This is a genomic window from Streptomyces sp. NPDC048825 (assembly GCF_043198355.1).
GTDB classification, from domain to species: domain Bacteria; phylum Actinomycetota; class Actinomycetes; order Streptomycetales; family Streptomycetaceae; genus Streptomyces; species Streptomyces xiangluensis.
In genome coordinates this window covers 304523-315707 of the sequence record NZ_JBICUR010000006.1, presented here as the reverse complement: position 1 = coordinate 315707, position 11185 = coordinate 304523, and the positions used below count along the sequence as shown (strand labels likewise).

The following is an 11185-nucleotide window of genomic DNA, read 5'->3' as shown; positions in this document are numbered from 1 at the left end:
CTACGCGACCAGCCACGACGGACCCGCAGCCGACCATGGACGCGGTGGCCGCAGACCTACGACCGGCGGCGAGGCTTCCCCCGCTTGCCGCCCTTCGCGCCGCTTCGGGGGCTTCTGCCGGTCGATGTGGGCTTCCGGCGGGCGTCCGCCGCTTCGCGGCGCTTGCTCTTCGACTGTGCCGGAGGCGGGGTGCGCCCGCGTGTGCTGTTGGCCGTGCGGCCGCGGACGATGCCGATGAAGTCCTCGACCAAGTCGGTGGTCGCGTCCTCGGGCCACGACAGCGCGACGCTCGACTGAGGGGCGTCGACCACCGGTCGGTACGTGAGGTCCTTGCGATGGTGCAGACGGGCCAGCGACTGGGGGACGACGAGGAGGCCCACACCCGCCGCCACGAGTTCGAGGGCGTCCACCGTCGTGGCGGGGCGCTCGATGGCGGGGCGCCCCGGCAGCCGCTCCCAGTCGAGGACGTCGTCGAGCGGGTGGAACACGATGTCGTCGGCGAGATCCGCGACGGTGACCTCGTCCGCCGCCGTCACCAGGTGATCCTTCGGGACCACGACCACCGTCGACTCGGTGTAGAGGGGGATGGCGCTGAAGACCGTACGGTCGACCGGAAGCCGTACCACCCCGACGTCGGCTCCGCCGTTCCGCAACACGTCGGATGCCTCGGCAGCCGGCACGTCGACGAGGGTCAGCGGGACGCCGGGCAGTCGCTCGCTCCAGATCCGCACCCACTTGGCGGGCGTCACCCCCGGAACGTACGCGAGGCGGAACGTAGGGGATGCTTCCGAGCCTGTCACCCCGCCAGGCTACCGGGCGTGGCCGGAGGCCTCGTACGCGGTCGACAGCGGAGCCCGCCGGTCCGGTACGCGTCCCGTTACGGGGATGGCGTTGCCCCTGCCCTGCCGCGAGGATGCTCCTTCGCGCAGCAACACCCCACCGCATGCGGGCCGAGGAGCCAAAGGAGCCTTCCGATGGGTTCACACGCAGCGCCGAACCGCCGTAAGCGCGCCCTGTTGGTGCCCGTCGGGCTCATGCTCCTGGCCGTGCTCCTCGGCGTCCCCCGTGCCGACGGGGCGCCCGCGCCTGCCGAGGCCTGCCGCACCACGGGCACCGAACTGCCGCGCGGCGACTGCGGCCCGTTCTGGCAGGTCCTCGCGGAGGACTTCAACGGGGACCGGGTGCCGCTGGGCGCGTTCAGCGACTGCGATCACCATGTCGACACCTCAGCCGCGTACTGCGGCGGCCTGAGCGGTGCGTACCGGGACAACTGGTGGGCGTATCCGACCGGTTGGCCCGACACCGCGCGCGACCGTAACCGGGACGTCGTGGGTGTCTACCACCCGGAGGACACCGTGAGCGTAGGTCCCGCGGAGAACGGCGACGGCAGGATGCGCATCCGGATGTGGCGGCCCGCCGACGGAGGTCCCGTGCACGCCGCGGCAGTGGTACCGCGTGCCGTCATGCAGATGAAGTACGGCAAGTACAGCGCCCGTATCAAGGTGACGAAGCTCGCTCCGGGCTACAAGTCGGCCTGGCTTCACTACGGCGGAGGCTGCGAAATGGACCACCCCGAAGGCGAGTGGACCGGCGACCTCACCGCCTTCCATCATCCGTGCGGCGAGGGCGAGCAGGGCTACTTCCCGGGGGCCGACGACTGGACCGAGTGGCACACCGTCTCGACCGAGTGGACGCCGGGACATGTGCGCTTCTTCGTGGACGGCCGCCAGACGGGACACGACACCCGAGGCGTACCGAACCGCCCCCTGTCCTGGGTGCTCCAGAACGAAAGCGCCCTCCAGGGTCCGGGTGCGGCTCCGGGCAGCAGCGCCCAACTGGAGGTCACGTGGGTCGCCGCGTACGCGTACGGCTGGAAATGATCCCGAACGGAACGAGGAAGCTGCCGGCGGAGATCCTGCGCGACTGACGGCCCATCGGCCGGACAGGCGATCAAGTCAGTAACCTCGACACATGCCTTTACGTCGTAGCCATGACAGCCTTCCCGACCCCGCCCTGCCGCGCGATCCGCGCGCCGACGAGTACCCGATGCCGCCCGTGCCCTACGGGTGGTACGCCGTTCTCCGCAGCGCCGAGCTGCGCCCGGGCAGGGTCGTCAGCCTGCACTACTTCGGACGTGCCCTCATCGCCTTCCGCGGTGCGGACGGACAGCCGGCCGTACGGGACGCGCACTGCCCGCACTACGGGGCGCATCTGGGCGTGGGCGGGAAGGTCGTGGACGGCACCGTGGAGTGCCCGTTCCACGGTTGGCGATTCGGTGCGGACGGCCGGTGTGTGAAGGCACCGTTCGCGGTCCGGACCCCGAAGGTGTCCCTCGGCGGCTTCCCGGTCCGCGAGCACAGTGGGCTCGTCTTCGTCTACGCCGGGCCAGGAGAGCCGTCGTGGGAGGTGCCGGAGATCCCGGAGGCGGCGGCCAGGGACTTCGCCAAGCCGATCGACGACACCTGCCGGGCGCGTATCCACGTCCAGGAGATGCGCGAGAACATCGTGGACGAGTCCCACTTCCACTTCATCCACGGCCAGAGCGAACCACCCGTGCAGGACCTGCGGCCGGACGGTCCCTTCGCCGAGGTCCGCGGCCGGATCGGACGGCGCGTTCTCGGCTGGGACGTCAACAACACCTTCGATGCGTTCATGTACGGACCGGGCGTCATGGTGGTCCGCTCCCACGGGCCCGTCCTCTCGGTCACTGCGGTCGCCCTGACCACCCCCGTCGACGACCGTACGAGCGAGATGCGGATGCTGTACTACCTCCGCAAGCCGTCCCGGCTCCCGTTCCTGGTCCCCCTCCTCAAGCTCGTCTTCCGGGCGGAAGCCTTGGGCGAGGTGCGCGAGGAGGTCCGGATCTGGGACCACAAGATCCACCAGCCGCGCCCGGTCCTGCTGCCCCACGAGAAGGGCATCAGGGCGCTGCGACGCTGGTACGCCCAGTTCTATCCGTCCGAGGTCCCGGCCGAGCAGCTGAGTGACCTCAACTCGTGTTCCGAGGTGGAAACCCGGGTCGGAACGGGGAGCGACTAGGCGGCACTTTCCTCAACTGCGGCTCCTTCGCCGTCCACCGCCAGCCTCTTGACGCGTCACTGACAACAATGGCTAGATGAATTGGGAGCGCTCCCACCTCACTCAGGGAAGGGAACACCATGCGCATCACCCGCCGCTTACCCTTACGGATCGTTCCGGTTCTCGGCCTTGTGGCCGCCCTGCTCCTCCCCCTGCTCGGCCTCAGCGCCCCGGCTCATGCCGCGCCCACCGGCTTCCGCATCGAGAACGGCCGGCTGCTGGAGGCGTCCGGCAACGACTTCGTGATGCGGGGCGTCAACCACGCCCACACCTGGTATCCGGACCGGATGAGCTCCCTCGCGCACATCAAGGCGAAGGGCGCCAACACCGTACGCGTCGTCCTCTCCAGCGGTGACCGGTGGCCCCGTAACGACACCGCCGATGTGGCGAACGTGGTCACCCAGTGCAAGCAGAACCGGCTCATCTGCGTCCTGGAGGTCCACGACACGACCGGTTACGGCGAACAGAGCGGAGCCGTCACGCTCTCGCGGGCCGCGGACTACTGGATCAGTGTGCAGAGCGCCCTGAGCGGCCAAGAGGACTACGTCATCGTCAACATCGGCAACGAGCCGTACGGGAACACCAATTACGCGAACTGGACGGCCGACACCAAGGCGGCGATCCAGAAGCTCCGGGGCGCCGGTTTCGACCACACGATCATGGCCGACGCGCCCAACTGGGGTCAGGACTGGGCGTTCACCATGCGCGACAACGCCGCCTCGGTTTTCGCCGCGGATCCGGACGCCAACACGGTCTTCTCCATCCACATGTACGGCGTCTTCGACACCGCCGCCGAGATCACCGACTACCTGAACCGCTTCGTCGCCGCGAAACTCCCCATCGTGGTGGGCGAGTTCGGCCACGACCACTCGGACGGCAACCCCGACGAGGACGCCATTCTGGCCGCCGCCCAGCAGCTCGGGCTCGGCTACCTCGGCTGGTCCTGGAGCGGCAACGGAGGCGGAGTCGAGTACCTGGACATGGTCACGAGCTTCGACCCGAACCAGCTCACCATCTGGGGCCGGCGGATCTTCAACGGCGCGAATGGCATCGCCGCCACCTCCGAGGAGGCCGCCGTCTACTCCTCCGCATCATCCTGAACAGGTCCACCTGCCCATTGGCCCGACCGCGTCCTGGGAGGCCGACAGCGAACGACCTCTCAGGGAGCGATGTTGTGGTTCAGACGGAACAGGTTGCCGGGGTCGTAGCGCCGTTTGACGGACGCCAAGCGGTCATAGTTCTGCCGGTAGTTGGCTCGCACCCGGTCCTGGTCGTCGGCGTCCATGAAGTTCACGTAGCCGCCCCCCGTCGAGTACGGCTCCAGTGCCGCCGCGAAGGCGCGCGCCCAGTCGATGTTCGCCTCGCACTCGGCGCGGGTCGGCAGGGCGGGGCTGATTGCAGTCTCGGCAACGGAGGCCTCTGCTGAAGGAGCCCTTCCAGTAGTGGTTGAGGCCGGCGGGCAGCAGCTCGTCGAAGCGCGTGTTGATCATGGGGTACGGCATGCACGCGACGTGCTGTCCCACGACCGGGTCGAGGCTGGCGAGCCGGGCCAGGATCCGGTCGTCCTCGTCCTCGGGTTGTCCACGGTGAAGGTCAGCGCGCCGACGAGTCGAAGTGGCCACGGTGCCGTGCGGACTCCTTGATCCAGCGAGGGGTGGCGAGGGCGATGAGCAGCCCGATGGGGACGTTGACGAAGAGCACCCACCGCCAGTTCAGCCACTCGACGAGGACTCCGTCGGCGAGCAGGCTGATGGCTCCGCCGCCCGCCGAGACCGCGGCGTATGAGATTCGGGTCGGAGTGCCCCGCTTGTCGTGCGCTCACAGGAATCGTCCGCACGCTGTTGCCCGGCGGCGGTCCTGTCACCGTTCGATGCGCACCTGCGCAGGCGGGTAGGGCGAGGACGAGGTGGTGCCGGCCGACCAGTACCCACCGGAACCGGGCACGGCGGCAAGGGCATTGACCACCACGGGAGTCGTGGCGGACGGACCGCGCTCGCTCACCCAGGCCCCGCCGTCCCACCGCAGGTAGTGGGCTCGGGTCTGGTCCCAGAAGTCCCAGCCCGAGATGCGGTCCGGCCGTCCCTGCTCGTCGCAGACGATCTCGGTGAGCATGCCGACGGTGAACGGCGTCGTGATGCTGCGCCACGTGCTTCCGTCTCCGTGGAGGAGGGTGACTGCCGGAGGCTTGCCCGGGGGACCGCCTACTCCGTAGGCGTAGCCGGTGAGCCAGATGTCGTCGTCGGCCACAGGGAGCAGCCCGGTGACAGTGGCGCGTATGCCGCCGGGCGGAGGCAACTCGGTCCATGCGTCGCCGTCCCAGCGAGCAACCAGTCCGCTGTCGTACACCCAGACGTCGCCGCCAGGCGTGACACGGACACCCGACGCGGTGGCGGCGGTCCCGCTCGGGAGGGGCTCGCACCACGTCCAGCTGGTGCCGTCGCCGTGCAGCAGTACAGAGTTGTCGCCGTTCCGCCCGGAGATCCAGGCATGGCCGTCGGGGCCCACCGCGACACCGGTGAGAAGCGTTCCGGCCTCTCCCCGCCCGGGGAACTCGGCCTCCTGCCACGTGCGCCCGTCCCACGCCAGGAGACGAGCGGCACCGGCGGCGTCGGCGCCGACGGCCCAGGCAGAGCCGGACGTCGTGGCGGCGACGGAGTTCAGGTCGCCGCTGAATCCCAGATGGGCGAGGCTGATACGCGCCCACGCCTCGCCGTCCCACACCAGGGCCAGCGGCGTCCCGCGGGTCCTGCCGGAACGCCCTTCCTCCCCCACCGCCCAGGCGAGTGCGGGCCCCGCGGCGGCCAGGCCGGCCAGCTGGGCGGCCTCCGCGCACTCCGGCGCCGCGACGGCCTGCCACTCGTGGGCTTCCTGAACGTCCTGGCCCAAGGCACCCGTGTCCCGGACAAGGTCACCCGAGGAAGCCCCGGCAGCCCCACCGCTCGCCGAGACGAGCCCCATCCCCGCCCCGGCACCGAGCACTCCACTGATGAAACGCCGTCTTCGCACGAGGTCCCCCCTCTTCGGCGGCCTGCAGAGGCAACACCGTGAACCAGCGCGCCGGAGAACGCAACAACTCCACACGAAACTGGCTCGGTTGCGGCCGACGATCGAGATCCTGAAGCCGTACTCACGGCTCGTGCATGGTCTCTCTCCCGGGAGTGGCCGCCCCCTTCGACTCACCCGCGCACATCACGCCCGCCAACGCCACACGAAGGACAACTGATACGTGCACGACTGTTGTCCAGACCGGTGAGATACCGCTTACATAGTATGAAAGCGCCTCCGAAAGCGCTTTCATGCACCACGGAATCCGGCCGACCCATGCAGGTGTCCAGCCGATGAGGGGTGTCAAGCGATGAGACCAACACACCGTCTACAAGGGAGAATCGCCGCAGGCACGCTCACTCTGGCGCTCGCCGCCAGTGGCTGTGCCGGTGGTTCAGGTTCCGGAGATTCACCCGATGACTCCATCGTGATCGGCGTCTCCTTACCCCTCACCGGTGACTTCTCCGAACCCGGCAAGGGCGTCGAACGCGGCTACAAAGCATGGGCCAAGATCGTCAACGACAAGGGCGGACTCCTCGGCCGCAAGGTCGAGTTGAAGATCCTGGACGACCAGTCGAATGCCGACCGCGTCGTCTCCGACTACGAGCAGCTGATCGGCCGGGACGAAGTCGACCTGGTCTTCGGCCCCTTCTCCACCCGGCTCGTCGTCCCCTCCGCCCGCGTGGCCGAGGAGTACGGCATGCTCTTCGTCGAACCGGCGGGAGCCGCGCCGGAGGTCTTCGACCAGGGCTTCAAGAACCTCTTCTACGCCGCACCTGCCGTCGCCAACGACCACTACAACCACCTGGCCGAATACATCCTCGCCCTGCCGGCGGGCGAGCGTCCCAAGACCGTCGCGTACGCCGCCATGGACGACCCCTTCGCGCAGGGAACCGCGTACGGACTCAAGGAGAAGCTGGAGAAGGGCGGCATCAAGACCGTCGTCGACGAGGTCTATCCGCCCAACACCACCGATTTCGGCAGCATCGCGGCCAAGATCGCCGATTCGAAGGCGGACGTGGTGGTGGGCGGTTCGCAGTACCAGGACGGCGTCAATCTGATCGTCGCCCTCCAACAGCTCAACTACCAGCCGAAGATGGCCGCCTTCTCCACCGCGCCCACCGAACCGGAGTTCGCGAAGGCCATCGGCAACAAGACCGAGGGCATCCTCGCGCCCACCGGCTACACACAGAAGGCCGACTACCCGAGCAACAAGGAGTTCGTCGAGAAGTACACGAAGCAGTTCGGCAAGGCACCGGAGGAGGACGAGGCCAACGCGTACACCACGGGCCAGGTGGTCGCGGCCGCCGTCGAGGCCGCCGACTGCGCCTCCCAGGACCCCGACTGCCAGAGCAAGTTGGTCGACTGGCTGCGCGGCAACGAAGTGGAGACCGTCGTCGGACCGCTGAAGTGGGACGACAAGGGCCGCCCGCAGAGCGCGCACATGATCCAGCAATGGATCGACGGGGAGATCCAGATCGTGCTCCCCAAGGCGCAGAAGGAAGCGGATCTGGTCCACCCCAAGCCGGCGTGGTGAGGCCGGCGTGCCCTCCGCGAGCCTCGTCTTCCAGAGCGTCGTCCTGGGCGTGCTGCTGGGAGGGCTCTACGCCCTCCTCGCGGCAGGCCTGACCCTCTACTTCGGCGTCATGCGCGTCGTGATGATCGCCCACTCCGCCTTCCTGATCCTCGCCGCCTACCTCGCCTGGTACGCCCACCGGGAGACCGGCATCGACCCGCTGCTCACCCTGGTCGTCACCGTGCCGCTGTTCTTCGCGGCGGGTGTCGCCATGCAGCGGCTGCTGCTCACCCGGCTCCGCCCCGCGACCCTCACCATGATGTCGGTGCTGCTCACCTTCTCCGTCGCCCTGACCATCGAAGGCCTCCTCGGGTACGCCTTCAGCGGCACCCAGCGCCGGATCCGGCTCGGCTACAGCTCGGCCGGCTTCGAGTTCCTGGGAGCGAGGATCGCGGCAGTCAAGCTGATCGCCTTCGGTATGGCCGCACTCGCCCTGCTGGGCCTCTATGTGCTGATGAAGCACAGCCGGTTCGGCCAGGCGCTGCGCGCCACCATCCAGCACCGGGAGGCCGCCCAGCTGCTCGGCATCGACACCGACCGGATCGCCGGCTACGGCTTCGGCCTCGGCCTCGCCACGGCGGCCGTCGGCGGCACGGCGCTCGCCCTCGACACCACCATCTACCCGTCACTGCACTGGCATTGGATCGGCCCACTGATGGCGATCATCGTCGTCGGCGGACTCGGCAGCGTGCCGGGAGCCGCCATCGCCGCCATGACGCTGGGCATGCTGCAGAGCCTGCTGCAACTGGAGCTCTCCACCACCTGGGCGCAGACCGTCTTCTACGTCGCGCTCTTCGCCACCCTGGCCTTCCGGCCCCAGGGATTCTTCGGGGGGCGGCTTGCGCAGAGGTTCTGAAACCCCGTTCCGGGCAGGCTGGTTGCGTACGGGCACACTGCTGCACGTCGGCGCCCTGCTGGCCGCGGTCGCGGTCGCCCTGTCCTTCCCGTCCATGGCCCCGAGTCCGTACGAGATCACCGTGGGCATCGCCATCCTCAACTACGCGGTGCTGTCCACCTCCTGGAACTTCGTCGGCGGCTTCACCGGCTACATCTCGCTCGGGCACGGTGCCTTCGCCGGACTCGGCGCCTACGGAACGGGACTGCTGGTCACCAAGGCCGAACTCCCGCCGTTCGCCGCGCTGTTCGTGGCAGCCGCACTGGTGGGCGCGCTCGCCGTGCCGGTCGGCTATGCCGCCCTGCGCGTGCGCGGCGCCTCCTTCGTCATCGTCTCCATCGCCCTCGTCCTCATCCTGCTGCTGGTCTTCCAGAGCTGGGCCTCCTTCACCGGCGGCTCCCGGGGACTGGTCGTACCGCGGCCGTTCCCGGGCATGCTGCGCTCCGAGCACCACCGGACCTTCTACTTCCTGTTCGCCGCGCTGCTCGCGGTGGCCCTGCTGACCTGGTGGATCATCGACCGCTCGCGGTTCGGCATGGGCCTGAAGGCGATCCGTGAGGACGAGGACAAGGCCCAGTCCCTGGGCACGCCCACCTTCGCCTACAAGCTCATCGTCTTCGTGGTCTCCGCCGCCTTCACCTCGCTGGCCGGCGGGCTCTACGCGCTCTGGTTCGGTGACCTCGACCCCGTGTTCCAGTTCTCCATCCTCAGCGGGGCGTACATGGTGCTGATGGCGCTGCTGGGCGGCGTACGCCATCTGTACGGGCCACTGCTCGGCGCCGTGATCGTCGGGTACGCCCTGGAGTACTCCAAGGTCGAGTACGGCGACACCCCCCTGCATCTGGTCGTGGCGGGGCTGCTGCTGGGCGTCGTCGTGATGTTCATGCCGGACGGGGTCATCCCGGCCGCCACCGCGCTGCTTGGCCGCTTCCGCAAGTCCGACGAGACCTCCATTCGCGAGGTGACCGCCGCCGAACTGAAGCAGCGGCACGGACAGCGCGACGGACAGCGCGACGGAAACGACGGAACGGAGGGTTCGGAGGTGAGAGACAGTGAGCGAAGCGGAAGCGGCGGCTGAGCCCGGGACTCGGCCGAGTCTGGCAACCGTAGGCCTCAGCAAGGCTTTCGGCGGTGTCACCGCGCTCGACTCGGCCACCGTGACCTTCCACCACGGCAAGGTCAACGCCCTGATCGGTCCCAACGGCTCCGGCAAAACCACCTTCTTCAACTGCGTCACCGGGATGATCCGCGCGGATGCGGGCCGTACCACCTACCGCGGGCGCGACATCACGGGAAAGCCCCCGCACCGGATCGCCCGCGCCGGCATCGGGCGTTCCTTCCAGCTGTGCCGTGTCTTCCCGCGGATGACCGTGCTCGACAACCTCCTCGCCGCCGTACAGCCGTCCACCCTCGCGGGGCAGCTCGCCCGCGCGGGCCGGAGGGAGGAGACCGAGCGGGCTCGTGGCTGGCTGTCGCGGATGGGCATCGAGCATCTGGAGCGGGCCGAGGCACGCCAACTGTCCTGGGGACAGCAGAAGTTGCTGGAACTCGCGGGTGTGCTGATGAGCGAGCCCGAACTGATCCTGCTGGACGAGCCGGCCGGCGGAGTCAACCCGGCGCTCATCGACCGCATCTGCGACCTGGTGCGCGAACTCAACTCCGAGGGACGCACCTTCCTGATCGTCGAGCACAACATGGACCTGGTCATGAGTCTGAGCGACCACGTCGTCGTGTTCGACCGCGGCAGTCCGATAGCCGAGGGCCCGCCCTCCGTGATCCAGTCCGACGAACGAGTCCTCGGGGCATACCTTGGCGTCTGACACCGACTCTGCGATCCCTGAATCCGCATTCCCCGACTCTGATTTCCTTCTTGAACTCGACGACATACAGGCCGGATACGGCCGGGCGGCCCTCGTGCTGCGCGGGCTGACCGTCCAGGTCCCCGCCGGGGCGATCGTCTGCCTGGTCGGGCCGAACGGAGCAGGAAAGTCCACCGTTCTGAAGGTCGCCAGCGGACTCCTCGCCCCTCGCTCGGGCCGGGTCCTCGTCGACGGCAAAAACCTCACCGGCCATGGGCCTCAGCGGATGCTGACCGCCGGAGTCGCCCATGTCCTCCAAGGGCACAGCGTTTTCCGGGAGATGACGGTCGCCGAGAACGTTCTGCTCGGCGGCTACACCCTCCGGGACAAGCAACTCATCGCCGAGCGGGTGAGGTTCGTACGGGACCTCTTCCCCGTCGTCGGGGAACGGTGGACGAGCTTGGCCGGGCTGCTCTCCGGAGGCCAGCAGAAGCAGGTGGAGTTCGCGCGTTCGCTGATGGTCAAGCCCCGGGTGGTGCTGCTCGACGAGCCGTCGATGGGGCTCGACCCCAAGGCGACCGGCGTCGTCTTCGAGCAGATCGTACGGATGCGGGACGCGGGCACCGCTGTCCTGCTGGTGGAACAGAACGCGCGGCGCGCCCTTGAGGCCGCCGACACCGGCTGCGTACTCGACCTCGGCCGGGTCCATGTCTCGGGCCCTGCACGGGAGTTGCTCGCCGATCCGCAGTTGGGTGAGCTCTATCTCGGAGGCCGGCCCGCACGTCGCTGACA

11 protein-coding genes and 1 pseudogene are annotated in these 11185 nt (G+C 68.7%); 8 read left to right on the top strand and 4 right to left on the bottom strand.

Annotated features, from left to right (window positions below):
• Nucleotides 1-56: 56 nt before the first annotated feature.
• Nucleotides 57-800 (bottom strand): LysR family substrate-binding domain-containing protein, encoded by a 744-nt coding sequence (locus tag ACGFNK_RS17740; RefSeq protein WP_393416783.1) that lies wholly within the window; start codon nucleotides 798-800, stop codon nucleotides 57-59.
• A 174-nt stretch (nucleotides 801-974) separates the two neighbouring features.
• On the opposite strand from ACGFNK_RS17740, the gene ACGFNK_RS17735 reads away from it, so the two are divergent.
• From ACGFNK_RS17735 to ACGFNK_RS17725, 3 genes are all read left to right on the top strand, one after another.
• Nucleotides 975-1880: a glycoside hydrolase family 16 protein gene (locus ACGFNK_RS17735; RefSeq protein WP_393416781.1), complete on the top strand. Its 906-nt coding sequence runs from the start codon at nucleotides 975-977 to the stop codon at nucleotides 1878-1880.
• A gap of 91 nt (nucleotides 1881-1971) precedes the next feature.
• On the top strand, nucleotides 1972-3039 hold the full coding sequence (locus ACGFNK_RS17730; RefSeq protein ID WP_393416779.1) for a Rieske 2Fe-2S domain-containing protein: 1068 nt from the start codon (nucleotides 1972-1974) through the stop codon (nucleotides 3037-3039).
• 119 nt (nucleotides 3040-3158) lie between these two features.
• Nucleotides 3159-4178 (top strand): glycoside hydrolase family 5 protein, encoded by a 1020-nt coding sequence (locus ACGFNK_RS17725; RefSeq protein WP_393416777.1) that lies wholly within the window; start codon nucleotides 3159-3161, stop codon nucleotides 4176-4178.
• Nucleotides 4179-4237: 59 nt separating this feature from the next.
• Here the strand turns inward: ACGFNK_RS17725 and ACGFNK_RS17720 are convergent, their stop codons facing one another.
• The 3 genes and pseudogenes from ACGFNK_RS17720 to ACGFNK_RS17710 form a co-directional block, all read right to left on the bottom strand.
• Nucleotides 4238-4363 (bottom strand): BBE domain-containing protein, encoded by a 126-nt coding sequence (locus tag ACGFNK_RS17720; protein WP_393416995.1) that lies wholly within the window; start codon nucleotides 4361-4363, stop codon nucleotides 4238-4240.
• A 300-nt stretch (nucleotides 4364-4663) separates the two neighbouring features.
• A pseudogene (locus ACGFNK_RS17715) lies at nucleotides 4664-4860 on the bottom strand (MFS transporter); the annotation flags it as partial.
• A gap of 78 nt (nucleotides 4861-4938) precedes the next feature.
• Nucleotides 4939-6084: a hypothetical protein gene (locus ACGFNK_RS17710; protein WP_393416775.1), complete on the bottom strand. Its 1146-nt coding sequence runs from the start codon at nucleotides 6082-6084 to the stop codon at nucleotides 4939-4941.
• A gap of 466 nt (nucleotides 6085-6550) precedes the next feature.
• Here ACGFNK_RS17710 and ACGFNK_RS17705 point away from each other — a divergent pair, with 466 nt between their 5' ends.
• The 5 genes from ACGFNK_RS17705 to ACGFNK_RS17685 are packed head-to-tail and all read left to right on the top strand — an operon-like array spanning nucleotide 6551 to nucleotide 11183.
• On the top strand, nucleotides 6551-7660 hold the full coding sequence (locus tag ACGFNK_RS17705; RefSeq protein WP_393416773.1) for an amino acid ABC transporter substrate-binding protein: 1110 nt from the start codon (nucleotides 6551-6553) through the stop codon (nucleotides 7658-7660).
• 7 nt (nucleotides 7661-7667) lie between these two features.
• Nucleotides 7668-8555 (top strand): branched-chain amino acid ABC transporter permease, encoded by an 888-nt coding sequence (locus ACGFNK_RS17700; RefSeq protein ID WP_189322697.1) that lies wholly within the window; start codon nucleotides 7668-7670, stop codon nucleotides 8553-8555.
• Between the two features lie 22 nt (nucleotides 8556-8577).
• The gene (locus ACGFNK_RS17695; protein ID WP_393416771.1) at nucleotides 8578-9672 is read left to right on the top strand and encodes a branched-chain amino acid ABC transporter permease; all 1095 of its coding nucleotides are present in this window, start codon (nucleotides 8578-8580) and stop codon (nucleotides 9670-9672) included.
• Complete coding sequence (locus ACGFNK_RS17690; protein WP_393416769.1) at nucleotides 9647-10414, top strand: ABC transporter ATP-binding protein; 768 nt, start codon at nucleotides 9647-9649, stop codon at nucleotides 10412-10414. Before ACGFNK_RS17695 ends, ACGFNK_RS17690 begins: the two co-directional genes overlap by 26 nt.
• Nucleotides 10404-11183 (top strand): ABC transporter ATP-binding protein, encoded by a 780-nt coding sequence (locus ACGFNK_RS17685; RefSeq protein WP_393416767.1) that lies wholly within the window; start codon nucleotides 10404-10406, stop codon nucleotides 11181-11183. Before ACGFNK_RS17690 ends, ACGFNK_RS17685 begins: the two co-directional genes overlap by 11 nt.
• The last annotated feature ends 2 nt before the right edge of the window (nucleotides 11184-11185 follow it).

Bases quoted from the DNA above. Each gene is read 5' to 3' on its own strand.
- ACGFNK_RS17730 (WP_393416779.1), top strand. From the start codon at position 1,972: ATGCCTTTACGTCGTAGCCATGACAGCCTTCCCGACCCCGCCCTGCCG.
- ACGFNK_RS17720 (WP_393416995.1), bottom strand. From the start codon at position 4,363: ATGGACGCCGACGACCAGGACCGGGTGCGAGCCAACTACCGGCAGAAC.
- ACGFNK_RS17725 (WP_393416777.1), top strand. From the start codon at position 3,159: ATGCGCATCACCCGCCGCTTACCCTTACGGATCGTTCCGGTTCTCGGC.
- ACGFNK_RS17735 (WP_393416781.1), top strand. From the start codon at position 975: ATGGGTTCACACGCAGCGCCGAACCGCCGTAAGCGCGCCCTGTTGGTG.